This is a genomic window from Sinobacterium caligoides (assembly GCF_003752585.1).
In the GTDB taxonomy this organism is placed as follows: Bacteria; Pseudomonadota; Gammaproteobacteria; order Pseudomonadales; family Sinobacteriaceae; genus Sinobacterium; species Sinobacterium caligoides.
On sequence record NZ_RKHR01000004.1, the window covers coordinates 1,048,165 to 1,074,607 of the forward strand.

Here is a 26,443-nt window from a genome sequence, read left to right on the forward strand (position 1 = left end):
TTCAGCTTATGGCTATAAAAGAATTCTGCTATCTCATATATACGAAAGCTAGGCTAAATGTTAAAGCCGAAAACAGCTTAAACAAACTAAGCTATGCATGGCTCTTAATCGAACCACTGCTATTTATGGGTGTTTATTACATTGTATTTGGCATACTACTGCACTCAAAGACTGATAATTTTGTTATTTATCTTTTAACAGGGCTAGTCCCCTGGCTGTGGTTTAACAAATCAATCAATAGATCATCAATGTCAATCGTAGCGGGAAAGCCCATCTCAAGCCAAGTCCCAATATCTAAGTCTTTTTTTGTACTTGTCAGCTGCACGCAAGAATTTATACGCCAGACTATTGCTATAGCCATGCTATTAATAACTGTTGTAGGATTTGGTTATCTTCCTAATAAGTCTTGGCTTTGGCTCCCCATCGTTATACTACTTCAATTCATATTCACAATAGGCTGCTCATTACTACTCGCATTTATTGTTACTTATATTCGCGATGTCCACCTAATGCTATCAAGCTGCACTAGAATCTTGATGTACGTAAGCGGGATAATTTACCCGATATCAAAAGTACCCGAGACTTACCAATGGGTCTTTGATATTAACCCCATTGCAAATATGATAATTCTCTATAGGCAAATCCTTATTGAACAGGTTAGTCCATCAACATATTCACTGATATATTTGTTGATTTCAGCAGTATCATTAATTGCTTTAAGCATAGCGCTCTATATCAGCAAAGATCAGTCCATGACAAGAGAAGTGATGAGGTGATGGAGTAAATGCAATTACCAGATAACTTGATTACGCTAGAAAATGTATCGATCAGATACAAGCTTCTTAAAGCCATGAACGGCTCAAAATTTTACGAACCACTATCAGACATATCCTTTGAAATAAGAAAAGGAGAAACTCTAGGGGTTATCGGACGAAATGGGGCCGGAAAGTCAACACTCTTAAGAATACTAGCCGGAGTGTACGCACCAGACAAGGGCGAGATTAAGAGGGCAGCAAACCTAAAAGTCAGCTTGCTATCGCTACATGCCGGGTTTGACCAAAAATTAACAGGCTACGACAACATTATTTTTTCATGCTTGCTGCTTGGCTTCAGCAGAAAGGAATGCCTTGATAAAATCGATGAAATCATATCGATGTCAGAGCTGGAGGGTTTCATACATCAACCCATAAAAACCTATTCTAGCGGCATGAAGTCTAAACTAGGTTTCTCTATCGCCTTTCAAATGTCGCCAGATATATTACTGATAGACGAAGCCCTTAGCGTTGGTGACGCCAAGTTCAAGAAGAAAGCAGAAAAATTAATGATTGAAAAAATCAAAGGTGGTCAAACAGCTGTATTTGTAAGCCACTCATCGAGCCAGATAAAACGCATCTGCACCAGGGTTATATGGATCGAAGATGGGATGGTAAAAAAGACAGGAGATGCTGAGAGCATCATAAAAGAGTATGACAATGAATAGAAAAGCACTCATCATAGGCTGCCGCGACTTACGCCTTATCACTACGCACATGACATTAAAAAGCTTAAATGTTAGCAGCACGATAGCATGCCTTACTTACATGCCTCACGAGGATCCACATTCAGAAGTAATTCTGGAAAAAGTCGATCAGTGTCAAAAGGTTTTCTCGCCAGAAAAAATAATCGTAGAAAACCACGTAGCACTAAGAAGCAAACAAATTTCACCAGAACTAGCAAATCTGGAAGAGATATCCTACATATTAGTTAACGACTCATCAATTGCCCAAAAGTTTAAAAGCCTCTATCCAGAAGCCGAGACACACATAATATTTGAGGGGATTCTTAATCTAAATAACCAAACCCACGCCAGCCAGCAGCTAGAGCAAGCAACCTATCACTACCTCCAGCTGCACCCACCTCTTGTTCATTACCTCCACGCTGAAAATATAAAGTGGATAGATGACACAACAGTAATCGAGTCAATCTCCGAAGTAAAAGAAATATTATCTTGCGAAAATAATCAAAGCAAGCCTGACAGATCGATCTTGTTTATCCATTCGTCAATAAATTTTCTCAACAAGCAGAAGTTCCTAATTCAGCAAGTAGCCGTCATTGAATCGCTATTAAAAAGTGACTTCAAAGTATACTACAAAGGAAGGGATGCTTGCGATTTCAGCGACATACAAAATCGAGTTCAACATTCTCTACGAGATAATCTCGTCGATATGGGGGACGCAAGTGTACCTCTAGAGTTATTAATTAGGTCAGGGGAGTTTAAAGCCGCCGTTGGCTTAACATCGACATCCCTCTACACTCTTGAAAAATACTTAAACATCCCCACCTTCACTTTCCCACTGACCTTGAAAGGCACATACACCAAACGAACTCCGTGGAGAGACTTCATCGTACGGACTTTTTGTTTCACTTACAAATTCACCCCGGATTATCGGGAGTTAACTAACGAAGCGTACGACAAGTTCGAACAACTAAAAAACTATAATGACTTTTTCTACCACAAAAACCCTGCAAAAAAACCTCCGAGCAAAAAACAAAAAAAAATAATCAGTGGTTTACGAAAAATAACAGCCCACACAAAGAAAGCATATAGATCGAAAGAACATAGAAAAAATTTGATTATAGCCATAACCAACAAGATCAGCAAAAGACTACAAAAGAATAATGACGTATTGTTTGTCGACTCAATAAACATGAAAGACATCAAAAACCATTACTTGGACTATTTTGAGAAGGCATCAAAACTAACACACAAGCACACTATAATATCTAATGACATTATCGACAAAGTGAAGTATCTCTACATGGCTAATAGATCCAAGCTTATTGTCACATCAATAAACAACAAAACACTGATAGATGAAAACCCAGCCATCCAGCACCTTCAAATTTGGCACGCACCCGGGGCATTCAAAAAAATATTAGTGTCGAGGACAGGCAGTTTTGTAGCATCATCATCAGCTATTACCCCCACGGTATACAAAAACTTTAACGTGCAAGGAAAGGTTTATCCAATAGGCACATACTCGACAGATATTTACTTCAATCAAGACAAAATAAACGAAAGAAGACAAAGTATTTACCAAGACAACCCCGGATTAAAAGGGAAGAAAATCTACCTATTCGCCCCCTCATACACTAAAGACAAGAGTGATAAAAATAAACCCATTGTCTACACCGACTTAAATTACGAGCAGATCTCACAGCAACTGCATAACGATGAAGTTTTAATAGTAAAGCACCACCCAAGTATAATTAACCGAAAAATTCGTGGCGAAGAATGCACCGACCTGAGCTACTTTAACAACATTATTGACCTTAGCCACTATGAGCTGTTTGACCTACTAACGATCACAAATTCGTTAACAACCGATTACTCCTCCGTAATATATTATGCAATGCTGCTTGAAATTCCTGTTGCAGCTCAAATTTACAACGTGGCGATAAACCCTAACGATCTTTGCTTTGATTTCTTCAGTGACTTCCCTGGACCAATCAACCAAACCAATACTACCGCAGACTTTATCGCACTATTACGGAACAATTTGAAACATGATAAGTATGATCACTTCAAAGAACAGCACTTAGGAAGCTGCGATGGCAACAGCAGAGAACGCCTAACGCAAGTCATTGAAGAATTAGTTGCTACTCAGTGATAAAAAAATCGAGTGTTTTGAGATTAGTTAAACGTTTGACCACAATTATGCAGTAAAATACGTCCGCAAGGTGTAGCGGCATATTAAGGAGATTGACTTGTTAGGTGCAATAGTGTTAGCGGCAGGTGAAGGCAGCCGATTTGGCGAGAAAAAACAACATCTCAAAATTGAAGGTGAATCATTATGGGAAATGGTAACGAATAAAGCAAAAATGCACGTACCACGAGACAACATCGTTGTGGTTGGCATAGACATACAAGGTGGCAACACACGAACAGCCTCAGTAAAAATAGGCCTAAACAACCTAAGCAGCAAAACAACACGCGTCATTATTCTTGAGGCCGCTCGCCCCTTGGTTACAGCAGAGCAGATAGACACCCTGCTCACGCATAAATCAAAGTCCGTATCTTTTTATATGGATCTGGTAGATACCGTTATAGCGAAAGATGGCAGATACCTTAATCGTTCTGAATACTGCAATCTTCAAACTCCTCAAGCCTTTGACTACGCATTACTACTGCAAGCCTATAGCAACGAGTCGTTTAATGATATGACTGACGAAACAAGAGTCATATTCGAAAGCCACGGGCTAAAACCAACGCTCATCGAAGGCGGAATGAACCTATTGAAAGTTACCTATAAAAAAGATTATCACACCATTCTAAACATGATAAACGAAGGACACATTTAAATGAAAAAAGTTCTAATCACAGGTGGCGGTGGCGATATAGCTAAAGCGATCATATCCCAGCTCGAGCAAGACGAGGCAGAGTATGAAATATTCTCACCTACTCGCCTAGAACTTAACGTTCTAGATCACAACAACGTTAACAAGTACGTCAACGATATAAAACCAGATATATTAATTAATAACGCGGGTTACATTGAAGTCAACAACATTGTTGGTGGCGACTTTAATAAAGACCAGCAAAGCATCGCCATCAATCTTACAGCAGTATTCAACCTTTCAATAACTGCAGCAACTTTCAACCCAAAAATAAAAATAATTAACATTGGCTCTTCTGCAGGTACAAAACCACGCGGCGGTTGGTCAGCGTACTGCGCATCAAAGGCCGCTGTCATCATGGCCACAGAGTGCTGGGCCGATGAAGGTATCGACACAGTTTGCATCTCACCAGGCAGGACTGTTTCAAAGATGAGAGCAAAGCTTTTCCCTGCAGAAGATCAAGCAACACTACTAAAATCAGAAGACTTTGCAAAAGTGGTCACACTTGCAATTGCAGAAAAATACAAACGCGGTTCAAACATTGATGTCAACATTGGAAATATTGAGGAATTATTAAGTGAATAGACTACTAACGACAATCAAAACAGAAAAGCAATTTACCGACTTGAATGATATTGCCAAGGATTTTGTAAAAGGAAAATCCGGACAAGGCATGCTAAATGTTTTTGTACGCCATACAACTTGTGCAATAAAAATACTTGAAAACGAAATCCTCCTTCTTGCAGATATCAACAACTATCTCGACAAGCAGTTCAACAACAACCACAATTATATGCACGACAAAATCGAGATACGCGACGTCCCAATAGAAGAGCGTATAAATGGTCACTCACACATGAAACAACTTAGCTTTCCTACATCGGAACAAATTCCAGTAGAAGACGGCGAACTCCTCTTAGGAACCTGGCAAACTATTTTCCTAATTGAATTCGACCCAATCCGTGATAGAGAGATTGTATTAAGCTATACAGCACTATAGCAGACACAAGTGTCGCACCCCATGGCGCGGCACTAACTTTCGCTCTCGAGAAAACTCAAAAAACCACTCATATCAGGGTCTAATGGATAAAATAATTGCTCTGCAGTCACCATAAGCCGTGCATTATCAAGCGCACAAGGAAGCTCCGCAATATCTTTTATCACTACCCCAAAACCCCACTGATCAGGCTCTTTACTTATTTTTTTGGGTGAGATAAATACAGCTGGTACTGGATTGACAAGTACAACCTCATAAAATTGACTACTAACATCACCTAAATATAAATCCGCACTAGGGATGTAATAGCCAGAAAGTAACTTATCAGAGTCCATGTCGACTACAATATTTTTACAGGCCCTGTATTTCGCTGGAACATTAACTCCCAGGGAATCTTTCAGTGCGATATGCGGAGCAAAAATCAGATTCCACTGCGTACTGTTATAAAAATACTCCAGTATCTCTAACCCCATAAAAAACCAAGAACTCAGACCTTCACTATCGTCCCAGTGTGGGTTATATAAAACCGTTTTTTTTCTTTTATCTGTCTTGCCGCAAACACGGTCCAGAGCAAACTTCTTCACATATAAAGCTGTATATATCTGCGTTGCTGGATCCATATTTGTATTGATAAGCAACTCTTCCCGAAATCCAATTTTAGGTGAGATAACAACATCACAAGACCAGTCTTTAGCGTACGGGTAATGGCTACTAATAACTCCATGTAGCATCCAAACTATTTTAGTTTCGAACTGACGCAAGCAGTCACCACCTTTTAGCTCGGCCGTCAAAATATAATCAAACCTCCTAAAATACTTCCTATTCTTCCAATAAAAGTCATTATAGCTAACAAGCCTTTCATTAGAAATCTGGCGATAAAAACGACGAAATAACAGTAGCGCTCTCGTCCCAAGCGGGACGAACCTCAACTGACGAAGCTTACGCTTAGCCCGCTCAATAAATTTATTTTTTAACACTGTAATCGACACAGAATCTAGAAGGTGACAGTCATCTACGTAATACTTGGCGGCATAACGCCTTGCCTTAACAACGGCAGCACCACCTGCAGCATAACACTCAACTTGCACGCCATCTGATTTTATTGCCTCAAACAACAGCGGCAAATAATGATTAAACATGAGATCGTGATCACTCAATTCAAACGCTAGCCTCACCTTCACCTCCTGGTAATAATTTTGTAAAAATCAAACGTGACAAGTCCTCTTCCCAGGAAATATCATTACTTACTATATTTAGTCGCACACATCGAGTCATACTGGCACAATATAGCAAACACGATGAAGTATATGCATACAATTCAAACGGCTTAGTGTGGCTTACAACGGTCTCTATTGCTTGCGAGCAAGGGAGAATTAGTACCTCAAAGTTCTCAATATTTAAACTATTGAGAACACAGATATTATTCTCGCTATCCCTAGGATGAGGTATCGCATATAAGCGCGGACCTTTAGCCGCTATTACACGTAACTTAGCCTCAAGCTTATCAATGCTATCGTTGCTAGCATATAAAATAGGTTGCGAAGCAAAATAAACATGCTCTGCACTCTTAACATCATCCAGAATATCGATATTTCTATCATCCACCTTGGGTGGGGCGATCAAAAACGGTAAAACCTCCCTAGCTTTAATTCGCTCGCCAATAGCACTCGCAGCATATACCGATAAATAATCGACCACAAAGGGGCGCGAGAAGTATTTAACGCTATAGAAGGGCAAAAGGCTAGCAAGCCGAACAACCAAAGAGCGAGAAAGCACTTTATTTACAAAAAACGATAAAATACGAGTAACCTTTCTCCCGGATGAGTTAGGTCTTAAAAGTAGTGGCAACTTATCTTCAACGCATACACGGTACATCCCAACCCCCTCTTCACAAAGAATTGTTTCAGCACCAGCCTTCGAGAAATAACAGCTCAAGAGGCTACCGTATTTATAAATATCGCAAAAAAAGAATTTACTACAACTAAGTCCTTTCAGCCTATCCTTTATCGTATACAAAAACGAAAAAAGAGAAGCACCCTTAGCTTGCTCTATAAGTATATACCTAAGATTAAGAGCTCTACATCGAGCAATTAAGGAATCAATACTCGCCCCTTTTGACACATCGTAAGCAGGCTTTATTAACACGCACAAAGCGGCCTCACTTTTAAAGTGCCTATCTGTGGTCGAAACTATATTGTTCAACTGATTAACAGTCATCGCCAAATAAATATACACCTATGAACCCACTATAAACGAAATAGTTAAAGTAACAAAAACTTCGATCAAAAAAGCCCACCGAATTCAGCGATACGTAAAAACATAACAGGAATATCGCCAGCCATGCACGACTGATCTAAGACGCTTTCCCAGCAAGCAACAACCAAATTCTTGATGGGAAACCAGGAGTAGAAAGTCGACCGGACTAAAGAGCATAAAAAACCGCTTAATAGTATCGTACAGCAAGCCCGGTATTGCCGAAACCAAGACTCTTAGTCGGCATCACTCATACTTATAAAGGGCTCGATCAAACCCCTCACCCTCCAATTCCTGCAGCAATTCCTCTGCCCTTGCACTGCTAATATACTGTTTCCAATCGCCAACCTTACCACTTCGAATAAACGACTTCCCTGTAAACTTATTCTTAGACGCTATTATCGCCCCGCCTGTATCCGCCTCCATTTTTCTCACACTATCTTTAGAGGAGTACTCAACAGCAACACGAAGAAGCCTTTCATCATATTCGATATCCAGGTATTCAATTACTTTCTTAAACTGCCCTTCAGGGTCTAGCATCAAGTCTTCATAGCGCAACTCCAAAAAGTTATTGCCCCCAGAAACAACCGCCCTTAGCCCCCTATAATACTTCATATACTCCTTTATCAGTGCGCCAGTCTTATCCTCCAGACTAACTTCCACCCCCCTATTCTTATACATATAAAAATATTTGGACACAATAAAGTCCAGTGGGTTTCTTGAAAGAACAATCGTTCGTTTCGACAGAGAGGCGATTTTCCGATGTGTATGCACGAAATATTTAAACCCAACCCCCTTTAAAAACGCCTCTTGCTCCGAAAGCACGCTACCAATTTTTGGATTGTCAACTTTGTTGTGTGTTGAGTGAAAACACTCCAATAGCTCATTTCGAACGGGAGATGAGCTCTCGTCACTCAAAAGAGAAATATAGTTCAATATAACATTAATGGTGTACGTCGTCCCCGACTTCATCATCGTATAAAACCAAACACTATCAACCGTAAAATCTACGAGCCTATTATTGACATAGGATTTTTTTAACTCGTTTTTAAGACGCTTATTCTCGCGCTCCAGCCTGTCCAGCCTGTCAGAAAACGCTGCTGCACTCTCAACAAGGCCATCATTCACTGAACGTAAAGATCGAATCTGCTTATGAACATCTGAAAACAATTTTTCCTTTATAAACTCCTTCATATAAAACATCCCCTACAAGCTTTTAGCGTGCTACGAAACACAACCAATACAACACACTTCAGACCCACCGCACCAAGATAACCATCGAACAGCGGAGATAAAAGCACTTTTAATAACGCCCACCGAATAAAAGGCACCTCAAAAGTGCCTTTTAATTCTATTGACTATACGCCTAACGATATTCAGTAATCGCCCACCAACACTTCGTCTATCTATTGTTTTTACACATTCAGCCACTTTTCTCTCGAGACTCTTTATCTCAGCATCCCTGATTTTTATAGATTTTTTACACTCTCTCTCTAGCGAAACGACTTTCTTCTCGAGACTCTTTATCTCAGCATCCCTGATTTTTATAGGTTTTTTACACTCTCTCTCTAGCGCAACGACTTTCTTCTCGAGAGCCTGTAAATCGTGCCTCCTGTTCTGATTAAGCGATAACGTCAGCCTCGGAAGCAAAGATTCATCAACAGCCTCATTGATGTCATTTTCTTCGATTTCAAAATTTAACCCTAAATTTTTATTCGACTGGTAATAACGATGATACAACTCCTCATTCAGCTCATCACTGAGTATTGAATAACGCTCAAATTTATTTTTTGATGATATACGCTGAAGAATGGCGCGTAATTCCTTCCTCTCATCTTGCTCCAACATCGGATTAACACTAACAGCCAAGTTAAGCGCAGAAGAGCTATACCCGGGATTCACTTTTCTACCACCGCTATCGTAGCCATCAACAAGATCACCTATCTTGTCTTCAGGGAACTCTATTGCATGTAGGAAATCTGAGATTAAATCTCCTCGATAAAAACGTTCCTTACAATATGGCCGAACAGTAACACACCCCGCACCAAAGTATTTTTCATATTTGGATTTATGCGCCTGCCAATCAATACCTCGAGTATCTATCTTACTGTAAAACTCGTCAAAACTATGGCCCTGACCTTGGTGAACTGACTGAGTATAAGCCGACTGCAGGAAGCTTGACTGTTCTCTATAATACACAACAATCTGCACAGCATGCTGACTAAGGCACTCTGATAGCTTGGCCGCCACATTCTCAGCGTCCGAGTAGCCTGCCACCATAGCTCCTGACAGTTTTTCATAACTGATAATTAGCTTGCAATCATCCTCAACCTCACTCACTGCATTTGCAAGGGCGGTATAGAAGGCATCTTTACCTGGAGATTTTTCTATCTTCGAGAAAAGTCGACTAGGTAAATACCGATACCCATTCTCTTCTAGCTTTTTAGATTCACCTAAAAAGCGCTGAATAACTGTCGTACCTGTTTTATGTGTGCCTATATGAAGATATATTTTCATTTTAAAGCCCTTTCAATAATCTCAAAGTCATGAATCGTATCTACATCATGACTAACATTCTCAGGCATTGGGTAAGCATAAAGTGGCGAAGTAAATATATTCATACCCTCCATAAATCTATCTGAGTAAAACAAATAAATAGCACCGTTAATTTGATAGGTTGGCGACAAGCTTTGCCTTGGTAACGTTAAGTCTTCCCAACAAGTTAATGGTTCAGCAACGCCGTGATCATTCACTACCAGTACCTTTTGCGCGGGCTCATTCGTACGCACAACACTCACTAGGCTCGAAAACTTTCCAACTGAAAACCTCTCAAAAGCTTCTCGTAAATGAGTCGAGTTTCTTAACGGCGATGTTGGCTGCAACAAGCATACTGCGCCATTATAGCTATACGCTAGCAGCACATCTTTTATCACATCCAAGCTTGATGCATCATCGGTCGCTAACTCAGCTGGTCTCTTATGAAGCTCAACATCGTAAGCGGAACACACCTTTAAGATTTTTTCGCAATCAGAGCTAACAACTACCTTATCGACCACACCAGAATCCAACGCAGCTTCAATGGTGTAGACTATCATCGGCTTACCACATAAATCTTTTATGTTTTTCCCGGGAAGACCTTTCGAGCCCCCTCGCGCCGTTATAATTGCTAGCATTTATCACCTATATCGACAAACAACTTCTGAATCTTAGCGTTCCAAAAATCATCAGAGTCTAATAGCTTTTTAAATAACTCTGCACTTTTACCCTCACCAAACTCACCGCTATCAGCCGCACCACTCAAACTCATTTTCGCGCATTGCTCAATAGCACTCAGCAAAGAGGCAACATCACTAGAAGCATTAACAATACTTGCGACATCATCAACACGACCATCTTGCCTGTTACCAATGTTAATCGATGGGATATTGTAGACAGGCGCCTCTCTAATACCGGCAGAGGAATTCCCCATCACTAGGTCTGAGTGACGCATTAATGTTAAAAAATATTCAAATCTGATCGATGGATATATCTTTACACGGCTACAACCTTCAAACCCGGCATACGCGCTAATTATTTGCCGACTTCCCTCATCATTATTCGGGTAGATCACCAAAAAATTCTTACCCGACGCTAAAACGGCCTCAACAACAGCCTCAGCATCCGCCGCCAATGTCGGCAAGCTTGTTGTTACAGGGTGGTACATCAAAATGCTATATTTATCAAAAGGGATATCGTAGTACGCTTTAACCTCTTCAATTGAAGGCAGTGACTGCTCATCTAGCATAATATCAATATCAGGTGAGCCTATATTATAAATAGATGTCGCCTCTTCCCCCATCTGAACCAGGCGACTCACCGCTTCTTCATTCGACGCCAGATGAATATGCGACATCTTACTAACAGCATGACGTATATGCTCATCAATCGTTCCCGATCTTTCTCCGCCTTCAATATGAGCAACAGGAATGTTATTAATAGAGCCGACTATTGCCCCTGCCAAAGCCTCGACACGATCACCATGAACCACCAAAAGATCAGGACGGGTCTCATGCACATAACGAGACAAGCCAGTAATGGTATTTGATAGAATTTCCTCCATCGGCTCTTCTGCATGCTGATTCATAAAAATAAAAATATTTTTAAAACCGTCCTTCTTTGGCTCCTGTGCTGTGTAGCCATATTTCTTCAGCGTATGCATCCCAGTTACAAATATTTCGCAAACCAGCAATGGGTCATGTTCAACAACCTTCATTAGCGGTTTAAGCTTTCCATAGTCAGCACGGGTGCCTGTCAAAAAAAGAATAGTTTTCTTCACTTTATTCTCCTACTTGGACCTTCTTTAACTGCACATCGTTAGCTATGTCTTCAAGCGCGACCTTTCCCATCAAGCTAGCAAAGTCTTCAGCCTGCAGCTCGCCATTACCTGGACGCTTCACCCATAAGTTGTCTTCGCTAAAAACATCGCCTTTCTTAATATCTTTAATAGTAACGACACTGGCGTAGGCGAAATCAATTGTGACCCCTTCTTCCTTCACCGCCCCTTTCTTACCTCCACGCATCTTAGCCATGCGCTTTGATTGCACGATAAGTTCTGCACACTCTGCAATATCCATCGAACACTCGATATCCGGGCCCGGGCGATCCTTGTTGTCGGTAAAATGACGTTCTAAAATTGATGCACCGCAAGCAACGGCACCCAGGCACGCTAAATTATCGATACTGTGGTCTGACAAGCCTACGACGGCGTCGTCAAAAGAGTCTTCTAGCTGGTTCATCGCTGCCAAACGAATCAAATTATCCGGGGTTGGATAGACATTGGTACAGTGCAATAGCGCATATGGCGTCTGATACTTACGAAATATCTCAACCGCCTTGGCAATCGATGGTATGTCGTTCATCCCTGTACTTAAAATAATAGGCTTCTTAGTCTTTGCGACTAATTCGATTAATGGGTAGTTATTACACTCGCCGGAGCCAATCTTATAAGCCTCCACATTCATACGCTCAAGACGCTCAAATGCAGCGCGCGAGAATGGCGTGCTAATAAAGATCGCGCCCTTCGACTCAATATATTCTTTAAGCTTTATCTCATCTTCTTCATTTAAAGCGCAGCGCGCCATTATCTCGTATATTGAAACGTCAGCATTACCAGGAATAACCTTCTTCGCATCACCCGACATCTCGTCCTCAACGATATGTGTTTGATGTTTAATGATCTCAGCCCCCGCTTTCACAGCAGCATCGACCATCTCAAAAGCAGCTTTGAGACTACCCTCATGGTTGATGCCAATCTCAGCGATTACAACAGGCTCAAAATCGTAGCCAATTTGACGCTTGGCGATGGTTATACTTGGCTTAATATTCATTGCTTTCTGTATCCTTTTCAACGGCATTAGATCATTTGTCGGGCTGCGCAGACTATCGCAGCATAAATAGTAGTGATTCTAACAGAATACGTATAAATTCTCTTTCCAGTTGGCGCTTTTTTCCAAGTACTTTGCCTCTTCACATCAAACAACCTCTATCTTCATTCGTTAATAGCTGCACCTCGCAATGCAAGCCAGCAAACTTAACACTAGCGCAGCAGGACAATCACAAGGAATCATAGCTCTCCAGCTTTACATTAGAGACCCAGCCAATCTAAACTTCCGTCCCCTCCCTCTACCCACAGGCCCCCATATGATTAACCACCTCCCCAAAGCTGAACTGCACATTCACATTGAAGGCTCCCTCGAACCGGAGTTAATGCTCACTCTCGCCGAACGCAATGGCCTGCCAGCACCGTTTAGCTCCATCCAAGATGCACAGGCCGCCTACGCCTTTAGTGATCTGCAATCATTCCTCGACATCTACTACAAAGGGGCTGGCGTGTTGATTACAGAACAAGATTTCTACGACATGACCTGGGCCTACCTCTTGAGGTGCAGGGCGGAAGCGGTGCTTCATACTGAGATCTTCTTCGACCCTCAAACCCATACTGAACGCGGTATCGACATCAGTACCGTGATCAACGGCATCGACCGTGCCCTACAGGATGCCAAGAATCAATGGGGACAATCCAGCCATTTAATCCTCTGCTTCCTCCGCCACCTCAGTAGCGAAGCAGCAATGGAGACCCTTGAGCAGGCGCTACCTTACAAAGATAAGCTAATTGGCGTAGGCCTCGATAGCTCAGAAATGGGCCATCCACCCAGTAAGTTTCAAGCGGTATTCGAGCGGGCAATTAGCGAAGGCCTGCTTACTGTCGCACATGCAGGCGAAGAAGGGCCAGCTGACTACATCTGGCAAGCACTTGATCTACTGAAAGTAAGTCGTATCGATCACGGTGTTCGCTGCATAGAAGACGAGCAGCTTATGGAAAGACTGATTGCCGAGCAGATACCATTGACCGTCTGCCCACAATCCAACCTAAAGCTCTGTGTCGTCGACGATATGTCACAACACAACATATTAGACTTACTTAACAGAGGCCTGCTCGTCACTACTAACTCAGACGATCCAGCCTACTTTGGCGGTTACTTAAACAAAAACTACGACGCCCTGGTCGAGCACCTTAACATGACACAAGAGCAGGCAGTGCAGCTCGCTCGCAATAGCTTTACCGCAAGCTTTCTCAGTGAACAGCAGAAAATCTTATTCAACCAGAAGATTAATAATTATTTAGCTGAGCGCTAACTCACTCTCCGATTATCTAGCGGTGGTCGTAGCAACCTAAGAGCCGCTAGAGCACTGGAGAAAAGCACTACTCAAGTCATCGGCACGCCACTCCCCTGCCGCCACCGTCACGACTCAGATAGCGCGACTACGCCAGTCTTTATCCATAAGATTTTCGAAGCACACAGGTACTCTTAAAATAACGACAATACCGCCACCACTCCCTCTGCTTAGCTCACAACACACACCTATCAGTAACTGCCAATAAAAAAGGCTCTGACAAAAGCCTTTATTTATGACTGACGTCCAAAAAACTTTGATGAAAATAAAATACTATTCCCAAAAAAAAACAAAACATAAACAAACTAAACACTGATGTATCGACAACAATTTTACACATTTAACCCCATCTAACAACATCAATGTCACCAAGCAAAACAGCTAAAAAACAGCATATAGCAACTTCACAACAGTAATACTCAGCAACATTCATTCTTCGGAGGACTTCCTCAAAAGCCACCCGCAGACAAGAAAAAGTTCCTGTTAAAAATTTGCTCTGACATATTTAACTGTAACAATAAGCCGACAAACAAAACCGGCTTATCAAATATATTGTTTTTTTAATTTTCTTTTATACATATTGATAAGTTTTCTGTATCTTATGCGACATTAACCAACACTGACAGATACTCAATATGCCAAAAATCGTCGATCACGACCTTCGCCGTAATGAGATTGCTGCTGTCACCCTTCGCGTCATCCAGCGCGCGGGGGTTGACGGAGCAACCTTCCGCTCCACAGCAGAAGAAGGGGGATTTAGCCGTGGCGTCGTCCCCCATTACTTTCGCGACAAGGAACAGTTAATTAGCTTCGTCTTTGACTGGGTGGCAAACAACCTTATTCAAGATATTTTGAACAAGGCAGAGCAAATCACTAGCGCCCTTGCCAAACTTAGGCTATCTCTGATCAGCCTACTCTCTGAGGATAATAACGACAGTGCCAGCATCGTCTACATGAGCTTCTGGTCGCAAGCCGTTAAAAACAGCAAGCTACAACAGCAACACAGACTTAACTACCTACAATGGCGAGGGCTGGTAAAGGGGTACATGCAGGAAGCCGTTCATGCTGGAGATATATGCAACGACATAAATATCAACGATGAGTCAGATATTTTAATCTCTGCCGTCGACGGCCTCTGCATCGCCACAATGCTCGAGCATGAACAGTTTCCCTATCAGCGAGCAGAAGCACTCATAGACTCTATGCTAGCCAGACTTCTCACCAAGCATAACTAGCCTGATGCAACCAAGACACTAACAGCCTATCCCTCAACCCACTGCCGCAGAATTTCGTAGTACCACATTCAGCAAGGTCTTACCGAGCAGTAACTCTAAGACCTCTATTCCCTCATCCCCCAAGCTGCCCTCTATAAAGCCCATTAGTCGATTAACGCCATTAACCGCTTTAAGGTTCATATCTCCGTTTATAGATGTTCCCATATGAATAAAAATGAGCAAGAGAATATTGCGAAACTCATCATGACTAAGGGCTTTTAGCCAACTAGCCATGAAACTTTCCCTGCTGGACAAATCCAGGTATTTAGTAAAGATGCCAAATATCTGCCCTTGAAAGGCCTCAATCATCGACCGCTTATCTGGGAAATGATTGGCGATACCGGAACGACTAACACCAGTCTCTCTTGATAGGCGTGTATATGAGACAGAGTCAAAGCCCTCCTTCACGGTGAGAGCTACGATAGTGTCTGCAATTTTTTGTTTTGTGAGTGCTGCCTCTGCAGCGGACTTCCTAGCCATAACAGCTCTACCTCAAATCTACACAACAATTAGAGTACTCTATGCTTTTATATTCTCGTCACGCCTCCTACCTTTCACCATCGCAGCATAGCCTCAAACGAAGGAGCGACTCCTCATTCAAAAAGCATAGCTAGCATAGCCAACGAGACGACACCCGTTAAGTATGACACATGTCCATTAAAATACACCCCTACACACGTCAACTAAGCCTAGCCTAGAGTAAGCTTGTTCATATTGACGCCAAATAAGTTGTAGACGGTGTGCGGGGGGAGAGAGAGAGAGAGAGAGAGAGAGAGAGAGAGAGGAGAACGACTTAATCTTTAATCATTATTGAGACTAAGTCGTGAGGAGGCTTATGCTGGAGCGTCGCTGCTTTCCTTAAAGTGACGCATTAAATTCCCCAGACGCTCCTCCCATTTGGCTTGATTAGCCTTCAGCACGAGGTTTTCTTCCGCAATAGCCTTAGCTTCAGCTAGCTCTTCACGTAACTCTGCCGTCTCCATCTCAAGAAGCTCAATCGTCTCCTTCGATAATATGATCTTCTTTTCTAAATCATCTAAAAGCTGCATCATGACTTCATCTCTTTGTCGTCGTTGTGGCGGTATCTACCGCTGGGATGTTTTAATGCCGTGATAATAGCCCCTGTCACAGCACTGGAGCAATGGCAAAACTCCAACAAGATCACGGTTTCTCCAACTACCTTAGAATATAACTTTTTCTTATGCAACGCCGCACACTTCAGCTATCGGCTCAAATGCGTATTAACCGTTACAACACCTCCAACGACTAGAAGCGTGACTTTATGTAAGCAGAATGGTTGTCGGCTAGCGGCCAACAGCTTAAAATCACGGCCAGTTTGCCGACTAACACCCCAACACGCCCTATAACATCATGTCCTCAATGCCTTTCTTATCTTCCTACCCTGAGCAAGTTCAACTGAAAGTTCAGCAGCTTATCGACAACGGCGAGCTGCTTCCTATGTTGCGTAAACGCTACCCAATGGAACATCAAATCAACAACAATCGCTCTCTATATGACTACACGATCACACTGAAAAACCACTTTATCAAAAAATCATCACCACTAAGCAAAGTTGTCTTTGATGGCAAGTTAATCGTTGCCGAGCGCGCACTCGGCCTACATATATACTCACGCAAGGTGCAAGGCAGCAAAACAAAGAGCAAAAATATCATCAAGATTGCCGAGGTCTTTAAGCAGTTGCCAGCCGAGCTGCTCAAGATGATCGTCGTTCACGAGCTCGCCCACCTCAAGCACAAAGACCACGACAAAGCATTCTATAAACTCTGCTGCCACATGGCAGCAAACTATCATCAACTCGAGTTTGACACACGACTATTCCTAACGGCCATCAGGCTCGAAAATATTAATCACTAACCTTAAGCGCCCAGCGTTTATTCTTTATTTGCAGCCATAACGGCCAGCACGTCCACGCAAAATCAGCAATGAACTCAAATAAAGGTTATTAAGGCGACTGTTATTTAAAGCCTATCGATAGAAGGGGGTAAAAGGAGGCCTGCTACGCCCTGGTGATGACGATCACAACGGCATATTGAACGAAAAACACCCGTCACCCCAAAAGCTATAGCACTGTTAGCTTCCAGCAATCCTTCAAAGCCTTACTCACGAACTTATCCACAGAAAACGGGGGTAACTTTACGCGCAATGGGGACAGCAAGGCAGAACACACTAAACCAACAGTTACCTCAGGAAAGATTGCACCCCCTGCGCCTCACTGCCTTCAGTAGCGTCTGGACTGCGTATAGGCAACGACAGTCTCAGCGTAGCCATTAACACCTCAACAAGCCTGGGGATTACCAAACCTTACAATGCTCGACCTGACTCGCCACCAAAGCCGACAAGATCCGCCGGCGATCAATCAAACCGATCAGCTTGCCATCAAGCACGACAGGATAAATCTTTGGCAGCTGGTCGGTCATTCTACGTGCCAACTCCACCACATTATCTTCGGGCCCTATGGTCAGCACCTCGCGTCGCATCACATCCTTTACGCTATCGACTTTATCACAATAATAACCGCTGACTAGCAGGCTACGCAGACAGTCTTGCTCTGAAACGAAGCCAACTACCTCATTCTGCTCATTAACGACCGGAGCACCCGTTGACTTATGCTTAAGAAGCTCATCGATTACCTCCGTTAACATTGCATCACAACGTATAGCGGCAGGCTGATACTCCATATATTCTTTTACTCTTAAGGTATCCACATCGCTTCTCCTATAAAACCCCAGTGTAGGTATCTGTCGCCATATAAGTATTCTAGTTTTTCAGCTTCCCTTTATATAATCACTTCTTACTATAGGTACCATTGCCTTCAGCTATTAAGCGCTTCCTGACAATGCGCCTCCCTGCTTAAGGCGGCAACACCGGCACAAAAGATTCCCTCATAACCCTACAGGCTCAAAGAAGGAAAGTGCCGCCATAGCGGCACTTAATAAGCCCTAAGCTTGCAATGCTTACTCAAGCAGTCTTTTTAGTCGCAACCAACCACACTGCGTGTATAACACCTGGGATGCCACCTAGCAGAGTAAGCACGATATTAATCCAAAAGTGCGTGCTAACACCAACCTGCAAAAAGGCGCCGACCGGCGGCAAAAATATAGCAAAGATAAGATTCAAGATATTCATTAAAAACCTCTAACTGTTATAGCTTCCAGAACACGATTGTTACCAGAAGATAGATGAATAAAAAGTAACATTGAGCGTGAGTAATGGCAAACAGTCATAATACTGACGACATCCACCACATCGCCCCTAGCCAACTACTTTCCGCTACAAAAACGTCCTTTTTTATGTCTGAATCGCATAAAAATACTGACGCTGGCATCAACAAAGCATTTTTCGCCCACTTATTTTACGGTTAGCGTCATTTTTTATAAGAATACGCATGTCACCGGCCATTTACTGATATATTGTGTGGTAGGGTCAATTTTGTGTTCTGGTGGTATTTACAAGATCTGACTCAGTACAGGCTGACTAATCCAGTCTGTAGCGGTTTTAAAAATAATAATAAGCGCTAAGGCAGTATTTTCTTCCTCCAGATAACGGATACAAAAGAAAAATAATAAAGCCGGCACTAAACACAGAGTAACGGACCCATGAATATAATATCGCCTCAAAATCGCAAGCAAGTGATGGAGTTCCTGCCTTGTAATAAACTCACTGAATTTATTCAATGTTTCTGGTATTACGACAATCAGCATCAGCAACTACCGGAACAACTCGCCGCAGATGCAGGTTGCGATCTTTCGATATGCATCACGGCTCAGCACGGGCAGCTCGGCTATCAAGCCGTATTACTCGGCCCCCGTAGCCGGCCCATGCCCGTCAGTCGCCAGGAAAGCCAACGCTACTTTATTGGTGTTCGCTTCTGGCCAGGCGCTATCAATGTATTCCAACAACAGTTGGCCGGCCCACAGCTACTCGACCAAATGATTCCCGCAACTCTTATCTGGCACAACATTGCGCAGACTCTGCTAGAACCGCTGCTGGCTGTCGGCAATCATGAGCAACAGCTACAGATGCTTGAGTCATTCTTTCTTCGCAACTTCCAACCACGCCATCAACAGCCAGAAGTTTTACAAAACGCGATCAAACTTATCCGCGAATCAGCTGGCACAATTAAGATACAACAAGTTGCAGACGATATTGCTATTAGCCGCCGCCAACTAGAGCGAAAGTTCCGCAGCCAAATAGGGCTAACCCCCAAGCAATTTGGGCGCATCACCCGCATTAGACAGCTCATGATCGACCTTCGCGATACGATTAAGCCAAATTTATTAGAGCTGACAGCGAAGGGTAAGTTCAGTGACCAGGCCCACCTCACCCGTGAATGCAAGGCACTCACAGGGACCACACCACAGAAGCTAATCAAAAAAATCCAAGCTACTGAGATCCTCCAGTATGATCATAATACGATGATGAACTCATACGATGAGCAGCAGACAATCACCCACAATAAACAACAGGCAAAGACTCCTGAGCCCATTTCCAGCTACTGAACGCAACGCTCTGCAATAAATACACCGAACGCGCCACCTCATGGACGAGGTATTCAGGCGCTTTCCTGTTTAGTCGTGTCGACTTACACGCCTCGCACCGCTATCATGACGCCCCTATCACCCTCCCTCACGCAAAAAAGAGTTCATCGTCATGATCATCGAGAAAGATAAAGTCGTTAGCTTTCAATATATTCTCAGCGACAGCGAGGGTCATCAAGTCGATGCAAGCACAGAGACAACGCCGATGTGCTACCTGCACGGCCATAGTAATATTCTGCCAAAACTTGAACAGGCGCTAGCGGGAGCAGCAGTAGGCGACCAGCTCAGCATCACTCTCGAAGCCGTTGATGCATATGGCCCGTATAAAGAGTCTCTCATTTCTCGCGTTGCTGTTAAGGCAATAAGAGGCGGTAAAGGCAAGCGGCTACAGCCTGGCACACAAGTCTATATCGATACCGAGCAAGGTGAGAAAGTCGCTACCGTAATCAAAGCAGGGAAATTTCAAGCAACTGTCGATGGCAACCACCCATTGGCCGGTCGCACACTCTGCTTTAGCATAACGGTCAGCGATATTCGTGAGGCCCACGAAGAGGAGCTAAGCCATGGTCATGCGCATGGCGTTGGCGGCCATCAACACTAACGCTCTTTTTTATTCACAGCCCTACACCGAGCCTGCACCATGGAAATTGTCTTTATTCTCAGCCATCCCGCTGTCGCCGAAAACGTCGGTGCTAGTGCTAGAGCGCTAAAAACCATGGGCTTTAGTCAGCTTCGTTTGGTCAACAGTGATGTTCACACAGACAAACAGGCTCGCATCCTCGCGCACGGCTCAACAGAGCTACTTAGACAAGCCAAAGTGTTTCCCCTGCTTGCCGATGCCGTCGCCGACTGCGACCTCGTCATCGGTACGAGTGCCAAGCCCCGCCACCATCGAGAAACGCTATACCCCCCCAGCCAACTAAAACAGCTGATCACCGAGCAGGCTGCAGGCATAAGGCGCTTGGCCATTGTTTTTGGCTGTGAAAAATCCGGGCTGAGCAACCAAGAACTCAAGTGCTGCGACCTACTCACCGCGATCCCCCTAGCCGCGAGCTATCCCTCATTAAATTTAAGCCAAGCTGTCATGCTATATGCTTATGAGCTGTCAGATAATCAGCTCCCTTTAGCTAACACCAGTAGCGAGCAAGCCGGGACAGAGGCGTCTCTGCACAAACTACAGGATAAAATGATGGCGAACTTCCATCACCACAACATCACAAGGAAGGATAAAGTGTATCAGTGGGCGCTGGAAAAGAGTGCGGGGCTAAGCAACCGTGAGCTCGGCTTCCTGCACTTTATCTGCGATAAAATTGCCGCCAACGACGTCGACTAAAACAACCAGCCTTGACGTAGAAAAAACACCATCGAGCAGTAAATAATACACTCTGCAACCTGCTGAGTGGCCCCCAAACAATCCCCGGTATAACCCGCTAGGCTACGTTCGAGATAGTGGCAGTATACGATAGACCACAGCGATAAAAGCACAGCTGGCAGTAGCAAGACAGCCAACAGCTGTACCCCTGTACTATGTAACAGTGCCAATAGCAGCAACCCTCCTCCTCCCCATAAACTCGTCAACAGAACTAGTCTAAGCGACGGTCTTTTCGCTTGATCCACAACCCGACTACTATCACGCACCACATAGTCTAAACGTCGCATAATTAGCAGCGGCTGCCAACGGCTCATCGAGTACGCAGAGATGACCGTTAGCCCGAATAGCGTCCACGACTGCAATGCCAACTGCTGTAACAGCGCGTACTTAAGCAATAACAGCAAGACCAAGCCGATGACACCAAAAGTGCCAAGCAGCGAGTCCTTCATAATGAGCAAAGTCTTTTCTCTATCCCCATAGCCGCCACCAAAGCCGTCACAGCAATCGGCAAAGCCATCTTCGTGTAGCCCTCCTGTCAACAACGTGCTCGCCGCTAACATAGCCACTACACCGACGGCACTGCCCAACAAGTAACTAACACTATAAAATAGCGGCAGCAGCAATAAGGCCAATAGCAAGCCAACCGCAGGATAATAACGCTGCGCCTGGCGTTGCCAATGCTCACTAAAGGGGATATTTTGCGGAACAGGTATACGGCTTAGAAACGCTAACGCTAAACAAAAGAGCTTTAACTGCTTCAACATAATATTTCACAGCACATCAAAAGAGTGATGGCGCCTCTAGCGATCTGCGGCGCTCAAGGTCATATTTTTAACAACACTAAACTCGGCTGTATTTCGCCAAATGATAGTCAATCTTACGGCCTTGGTCTTTTATCACAATATCATCGGCCCACTTCGCACAGGCATCGTAGTAGCGAAAGCCACTATAACCACTGATACTTGCCTTGGCTGAGTTAAACCACTCATCCTCCAGCACACACTCCACCTCATTGAACTCAAGGTAATAATCTGCAGGACGATTATCATCAATCACAAACCAGTGTAAACCACAGCCATCAACGTCGTATTCCATGCCTCGACGAGAACAAAGCTCTTCTTGTAGGTTTTTTATCGCATTATCTCGCTTATCAAAAGCGCTGTAGAGTATTTCGGCCTTTTGGTTTTCTTTAAATGCAATGAAGCCGTCATCCCTACGGCGTAAACGTATAGCAATAATTTTTTTCATCAATAAATAATCACAACAAGTCGTAATAACAGCTCAGCAGAAGACTGGCGCTCAATAAGAGAAATAAGTGACGAAGCTAAGTCATTGACTTAGCGGAACGTTAAACTTGGCCATAGAGTAGCACAATTTAACCCCATGCTGAAAACCCATAACACTTAAAGCTTCGTATATATCATCGTGAAAGATTGCTAATGCTTTAAACCGTTTGTACGCTAACTGTAGCGGCGACATGCAAACTCCGATACAAACAATGCTTCTCAACATCGCATCCTCTATAATCGAAGTGATTGCGGCAGCTCAACACCCTCAATGCCCCTTCAGTCATACAGTTCAGCGGCAGCAACATCATGAGTATCGAAATCACCCTAACCTTAACCATCGTTAGCATGACAATCATGCTGTTGGTGACTAGTCGCCTGCGTATCGACCTCGTTGCCTTGATCAGTCTCTGTGCGCTGGCACTGGTACAGCTATTACCGGGTGTCACGCCTTTTGTCAGTAACCGCGAGCTTATCGCCGGTTTCTCCAGTAACGCTGTGATTGCCATCATTGCCATCATGATCATTTCCGCTGGGCTAGAGCGCAGCGGTGGTAGTCGTATCGTCGCTGCACTGCTGCTACGGCTAGGCCGCCGCAGCAACGAGCACTTACGCAACCTCACTATGCTCAGTGTTGGCGGCCTCTCCGGTTTAATGCAAAACGTCGGCGCATGTGCACTCTATGTACCCGTCGTTCGGCACATCTGCCTCCGCATGAACATCAACCCCGGCTTCCTAATGATGCCGATGGGCTTTGCCGTTATGCTAGGCGGCTGTATAACCATGCTTGGCTCTAGCCCACTTATCATACTAAACGACATACTCCCCCCGGAGATTCCACCCTTTTCACTATTCGAGGTCGCTCCTATAGGCATCGGCCTACTCATTAGTGGCTGCCTCTACTTTCAGCTTTGGGGAAAACACTTCCTACCAGCCGCAGAGCAACAGAGCGACACCGAACATAATGAACGCCTAAACCGCCTCTATGGTGTTGACTGCCAGTTACACACCTTACACATAGGCGCAGAGTTCCCTCTCAGCGGTCACTCCGCTGGAGAGATAGAAGAAAAGTACAAAATCAACATCATTGCCTTGGCTCATCAACAGCTCAGCTTATCGCCACACCGCGATATTATCATTCCCGCCCCGTGTAACATTGGCGTCATCGGCGACCCAGAAGATCTTCTAAGATTGTGTCAACAGCCTGGAGTTCAGCGCAGCGAACGTTGCGAACCACTGCTTGAGGCAATTTCAGCGACAAATGCCGGTATCACCGAGATCATCATCCCCCCTGGCTCCAGCCTCGCGGGCAAGCGCATCCGCGACATTCGTATTAGACGCAGTTACGGCATTACCCCTCTAGCCATCTATCGCCACAACCACGTCCAACAACTACAACTGCGCGATGTCGAGCTACAAGTCGGCGACAGCCTGCTTAGCTATGTTAGCTGGCGTGATCTCAACAGACTCGCCAGCGATAAAGATTTTACTCTCATCGACCAACATGAACCCAAACTCATCATCTCCCCCGATAAATTGATAATAGCCGTGAGCGCTTTCGTCATTGCCCTTGCGCTATCCATCTTCAGCCCTCTGTCACTCTCAGTATCACTACTCTGTGGTGCCACCATAATGATAGCGGGCAACGTGCTGAGTATGGATGACGCCTTTCATGCCGTTAGCTGGAAAACCGTTTTCTTACTCGCAGGACTGCTGCCGCTGGGGGCGGCGATGACTAATACCGGCAGCTCACAGTGGCTTGCTGAACATACTCTTTCACTACTGGGTCAACATGCGAGCGAAATAAATTTGCAGATCCTATTTGCGATTCTCGCCTCCAGTTTCAGTCTCATCATCTCCAACATCGGTGCCACAATCGTACTGACGCCTCTTGCCATCGGCATCACCACAAGTGCCGGCTACGACCCACGGCCTATCGTTTTATTAATTGGAGTCTGTGCTTCCAACGCCTTCTTATTGCCCACCAATCAAGTCAATGCGCTGATACAAGGTCCCGGCAACTACTCGGCAAAAGTGTTCAAACAGGTGGGGGCAGGCTTAACCGTTAGCTATGCCGTCATCGCTATTAGCATCATCAATTTGCTCTATTAGTTAAGGTCGAGGCAAATGACACAACTCGTTCCCTCGAGTTGCGTCGCAATCGACAACGTTTCCGTAACATGGCCATCGGGTAGCGACATATAGCGCGGCGATGTAAATATATGACCGGGGTTTGCCATCGCGCCAATAAAATATGGCCTACGTGCCCAACTCGCCCCGCCACTACACTTCATCGCAGAGAATCGACACTCCGGCTCCCCCCCTGTCAAGCGATGACTCTCTATCTCAACACCCTGCCTATTCAATACATAACAGCGTCGCACCTGCTCAACGTTGAAGCGAGAAAAGGCTTCTGCCAGCTTCTTTCCCGTCATCAGGTGGCCGACGGCTCGAGCGAACTCACTCCTCAACCTATCGCGTCCCATATCGACGGGCTGACCATTAAAGGCAACTTCTGCGGCAGTCAATTCTTCAATAACACCGTTCGCCTCGGTGACAGCGAGGTTCGACTGCGGCCGCAGGAAATAGTACCCCTGCAATAAATCTGCCTCTGTATCCATGGCAATCTTTGCCTGGGTCTCATTTTCGATGCCTTCGATCAACACCACCGAACCTGCCTCCCGTAACAGCGAGATCATCCGGGGCAATAGTCGACGTACCATCGGATCTTGCTCAGCCTTCCAGATGTTACTGCTATCAAGCTTGACAATATCGGGAGCCAGGGACCATATACGATCAAAATTAGAGTGCCCCGCACCAAAGTCATCGACAGCCACGAGCACTTTTTGTTCTTTGCAATAACGAACAAATTGCTGCAGCTGAGCAATGTCTTGTTGGGTGTCCTCTAGGATCTCGAAGACCAAACTCTCCGGCGGCATCAGCCCCGTCGGGACAATGCTTTCCAAGCCCGCTTCCTGCTCAACATAGTGGGAGATGGCCTCGCTGCTAATATTCAAAAATAGCCAGTCGTCGGCAGACTTAGCAGTATAATTTAGTAGGTGAATGTGGCGACTCAAACGATCAAGCTCTAACTGTGAAAGCTCTTGCTCATTAATATAACTGAATGCCGCCACTGGCGTGATACTACTGTCAATCAATCGAGCATCCAATAAGGCCTCGTGCCCCACCACTCGACGATGAGGGATACTGACTATCGGTTGATAGCGGCTCGATATCCTCAGCTCATGCAGCTGAGCGTAGTAATCACTACCGTCATGCAGGATTTGAGGGCGGCTATTATCCGTTGCCGATGTAGATCTTCCCTGAACACACTGATCTTTAACAAGCTCTTCGAGTGCCTTCATTGTATGTTTCTTAACCATGCCTGACTCATCGTACAGCCTGATGCTGCAGGAGATTCAATAGCGGTAATAGCTCCATTATTGTTGTTTTTGCCCGGGAAAAATACCGTCTAGCATGCGCTTAATAGCGTAGCTAGTTACGGGTGAGAGTCACTACAGTCAGCCCAAGGCTTCTACTACTAACACTATAAGTTTTCTTCCCGAGCAAACCAAGTAGATTTTAACCGATCGGTGTTGCTATCAGAAAGC

27 protein-coding genes are annotated in these 26,443 nt (G+C 44.4%); 13 read left to right on the plus strand and 14 right to left on the minus strand.

The genetic code is table 11. From position 1 onward, the window contains the following. The first annotated feature begins 8 nt into the window (after positions 1–8). The 6 genes from EDC56_RS20110 (at position 9) to EDC56_RS11285 (ending at position 5,377) form a co-directional block, all read left to right on the plus strand. Complete coding sequence (locus EDC56_RS20110; protein WP_123712601.1) at positions 9–776, plus strand: ABC transporter permease; 768 nt, start codon at positions 9–11, stop codon at positions 774–776. Between the two features lie 74 nt (positions 777–850). Continuing rightward, on the plus strand, positions 851–1,480 hold the full coding sequence (locus EDC56_RS11265) for an ABC transporter ATP-binding protein (protein ID WP_425452464.1): 630 nt from the start codon (positions 851–853) through the stop codon (positions 1,478–1,480). Further along, positions 1,473–3,650 (plus strand): CDP-glycerol glycerophosphotransferase family protein, encoded by a 2,178-nt coding sequence (locus EDC56_RS11270; protein ID WP_162844161.1) that lies wholly within the window; start codon positions 1,473–1,475, stop codon positions 3,648–3,650. Before EDC56_RS11265 ends, EDC56_RS11270 begins: the two co-directional genes overlap by 8 nt. A 97-nt stretch (positions 3,651–3,747) precedes the next feature. Then, a complete protein-coding gene (locus EDC56_RS11275) occupies positions 3,748–4,341 on the plus strand; it encodes an IspD/TarI family cytidylyltransferase (RefSeq protein ID WP_162844162.1) in 594 nt (197 codons plus the stop codon). After that, positions 4,342–4,962, plus strand: coding sequence for an SDR family NAD(P)-dependent oxidoreductase (locus tag EDC56_RS11280; RefSeq protein ID WP_123712605.1), 621 nt, complete (start codon positions 4,342–4,344; stop codon positions 4,960–4,962). Continuing rightward, positions 4,955–5,377, plus strand: a complete 423-nt coding sequence (locus tag EDC56_RS11285) for a secondary thiamine-phosphate synthase enzyme YjbQ (RefSeq protein ID WP_123712606.1) — start codon at positions 4,955–4,957, stop codon at positions 5,375–5,377. The genes EDC56_RS11280 and EDC56_RS11285 overlap by 8 nt, the downstream gene beginning before the upstream one ends. 32 nt (positions 5,378–5,409) lie before the next feature. Here the strand turns inward: EDC56_RS11285 and EDC56_RS11290 are convergent, their stop codons facing one another. The 7 genes from EDC56_RS11290 to EDC56_RS11320 all read right to left on the minus strand — a co-directional run bounded on the left by EDC56_RS11290 (position 5,410) and on the right by EDC56_RS11320 (position 12,993). Next, on the minus strand, positions 5,410–6,549 hold the full coding sequence (locus EDC56_RS11290; RefSeq protein WP_211333656.1) for a hypothetical protein: 1,140 nt from the start codon (positions 6,547–6,549) through the stop codon (positions 5,410–5,412). Beyond that, positions 6,533–7,591 (minus strand): polysialyltransferase family glycosyltransferase, encoded by a 1,059-nt coding sequence (locus tag EDC56_RS11295; protein ID WP_123712608.1) that lies wholly within the window; start codon positions 7,589–7,591, stop codon positions 6,533–6,535. The genes EDC56_RS11290 and EDC56_RS11295 overlap by 17 nt, the downstream gene beginning before the upstream one ends. A gap of 282 nt (positions 7,592–7,873) precedes the next feature. Beyond that, the gene (locus EDC56_RS11300; protein WP_162844163.1) at positions 7,874–8,821 is read right to left on the minus strand and encodes a sulfotransferase domain-containing protein; all 948 of its coding nucleotides are present in this window, start codon (positions 8,819–8,821) and stop codon (positions 7,874–7,876) included. Positions 8,822–8,959: 138 nt separating this feature from the next. Then, the gene (locus EDC56_RS11305) at positions 8,960–10,144 is read right to left on the minus strand and encodes a hypothetical protein (protein WP_123712610.1); all 1,185 of its coding nucleotides are present in this window, start codon (positions 10,142–10,144) and stop codon (positions 8,960–8,962) included. Next, complete coding sequence (locus EDC56_RS11310) at positions 10,141–10,800, minus strand: acylneuraminate cytidylyltransferase family protein (protein ID WP_123712611.1); 660 nt, start codon at positions 10,798–10,800, stop codon at positions 10,141–10,143. The genes EDC56_RS11305 and EDC56_RS11310 overlap by 4 nt, the downstream gene beginning before the upstream one ends. Continuing rightward, the gene (gene neuC / locus EDC56_RS11315) at positions 10,794–11,942 is read right to left on the minus strand and encodes a UDP-N-acetylglucosamine 2-epimerase (protein WP_123712612.1); all 1,149 of its coding nucleotides are present in this window, start codon (positions 11,940–11,942) and stop codon (positions 10,794–10,796) included. The genes EDC56_RS11310 and neuC overlap by 7 nt, the downstream gene beginning before the upstream one ends. A 1-nt stretch (position 11,943) precedes the next feature. Then, positions 11,944–12,993 carry an N-acetylneuraminate synthase family protein gene (locus tag EDC56_RS11320; protein WP_123712613.1) on the minus strand — a complete coding sequence of 350 codons (1,050 nt, stop codon included), beginning with the start codon at positions 12,991–12,993 and terminating at the stop codon, positions 11,944–11,946. A 313-nt stretch (positions 12,994–13,306) separates the two neighbouring features. On the opposite strand from EDC56_RS11320, the gene EDC56_RS11325 reads away from it, so the two are divergent. Together EDC56_RS11325 and EDC56_RS11330 are read left to right on the plus strand one after the other, a co-directional pair. Next, positions 13,307–14,302 (plus strand): adenosine deaminase, encoded by a 996-nt coding sequence (locus tag EDC56_RS11325; RefSeq protein WP_123712614.1) that lies wholly within the window; start codon positions 13,307–13,309, stop codon positions 14,300–14,302. A gap of 674 nt (positions 14,303–14,976) precedes the next feature. After that, positions 14,977–15,576, plus strand: coding sequence for a TetR/AcrR family transcriptional regulator (locus EDC56_RS11330; protein ID WP_123712615.1), 600 nt, complete (start codon positions 14,977–14,979; stop codon positions 15,574–15,576). Between the two features lie 33 nt (positions 15,577–15,609). Here EDC56_RS11330 and EDC56_RS11335 read toward each other — a convergent pair whose 3' ends face one another. After that, positions 15,610–16,095 carry a TetR family transcriptional regulator gene (locus EDC56_RS11335; RefSeq protein WP_123712616.1) on the minus strand — a complete coding sequence of 162 codons (486 nt, stop codon included), beginning with the start codon at positions 16,093–16,095 and terminating at the stop codon, positions 15,610–15,612. 353 nt (positions 16,096–16,448) lie between these two features. Beyond that, entirely contained in the window at positions 16,449–16,667 is a 219-nt protein-coding gene (zapB, locus tag EDC56_RS11340) for a cell division protein ZapB (RefSeq protein ID WP_123712617.1), read from the minus strand. Between the two features lie 328 nt (positions 16,668–16,995). Between zapB and EDC56_RS11345 the strand changes: the two genes are divergently transcribed. After that, complete coding sequence (locus EDC56_RS11345; RefSeq protein ID WP_245980684.1) at positions 16,996–17,490, plus strand: M48 family metallopeptidase; 495 nt, start codon at positions 16,996–16,998, stop codon at positions 17,488–17,490. A gap of 437 nt (positions 17,491–17,927) precedes the next feature. Here EDC56_RS11345 and EDC56_RS11350 read toward each other — a convergent pair whose 3' ends face one another. Next, positions 17,928–18,341 (minus strand): CBS domain-containing protein, encoded by a 414-nt coding sequence (locus EDC56_RS11350; RefSeq protein WP_148059392.1) that lies wholly within the window; start codon positions 18,339–18,341, stop codon positions 17,928–17,930. 253 nt (positions 18,342–18,594) lie between these two features. Then, complete coding sequence (locus tag EDC56_RS11355) at positions 18,595–18,762, minus strand: YqaE/Pmp3 family membrane protein (protein ID WP_123712620.1); 168 nt, start codon at positions 18,760–18,762, stop codon at positions 18,595–18,597. Between the two features lie 470 nt (positions 18,763–19,232). On the opposite strand from EDC56_RS11355, the gene EDC56_RS11360 reads away from it, so the two are divergent. From EDC56_RS11360 to EDC56_RS11370, 3 genes are all read left to right on the plus strand, one after another. Beyond that, positions 19,233–20,135 carry a helix-turn-helix domain-containing protein gene (locus EDC56_RS11360; protein ID WP_123712621.1) on the plus strand — a complete coding sequence of 301 codons (903 nt, stop codon included), beginning with the start codon at positions 19,233–19,235 and terminating at the stop codon, positions 20,133–20,135. Between the two features lie 151 nt (positions 20,136–20,286). After that, positions 20,287–20,775 (plus strand): FKBP-type peptidyl-prolyl cis-trans isomerase, encoded by a 489-nt coding sequence (locus EDC56_RS11365; RefSeq protein WP_123712622.1) that lies wholly within the window; start codon positions 20,287–20,289, stop codon positions 20,773–20,775. Positions 20,776–20,814: 39 nt separating this feature from the next. Then, a complete protein-coding gene (locus EDC56_RS11370; protein WP_123712623.1) occupies positions 20,815–21,507 on the plus strand; it encodes a tRNA/rRNA methyltransferase in 693 nt (230 codons plus the stop codon). Here the strand turns inward: EDC56_RS11370 and EDC56_RS11375 are convergent. Next, positions 21,504–22,310 (minus strand): adenosylcobinamide-GDP ribazoletransferase, encoded by an 807-nt coding sequence (locus tag EDC56_RS11375; RefSeq protein WP_123712624.1) that lies wholly within the window; start codon positions 22,308–22,310, stop codon positions 21,504–21,506. The two genes, EDC56_RS11370 and EDC56_RS11375, sit on opposite strands and share 4 nt — an antisense overlap. A 76-nt stretch (positions 22,311–22,386) precedes the next feature. Further along, complete coding sequence (locus EDC56_RS11380) at positions 22,387–22,794, minus strand: hypothetical protein (RefSeq protein WP_123712625.1); 408 nt, start codon at positions 22,792–22,794, stop codon at positions 22,387–22,389. A 347-nt stretch (positions 22,795–23,141) separates the two neighbouring features. On the opposite strand from EDC56_RS11380, the gene EDC56_RS11385 reads away from it, so the two are divergent. Continuing rightward, positions 23,142–24,944, plus strand: a complete 1,803-nt coding sequence (locus tag EDC56_RS11385; RefSeq protein ID WP_148059393.1) for an SLC13 family permease — start codon at positions 23,142–23,144, stop codon at positions 24,942–24,944. On the opposite strand, the gene EDC56_RS11390 is transcribed toward EDC56_RS11385, so the two are convergent. Further along, complete coding sequence (locus EDC56_RS11390) at positions 24,941–26,215, minus strand: EAL domain-containing protein (protein WP_123712627.1); 1,275 nt, start codon at positions 26,213–26,215, stop codon at positions 24,941–24,943. The two genes, EDC56_RS11385 and EDC56_RS11390, sit on opposite strands and share 4 nt — an antisense overlap. Positions 26,216–26,443 lie beyond the last annotated feature (228 nt).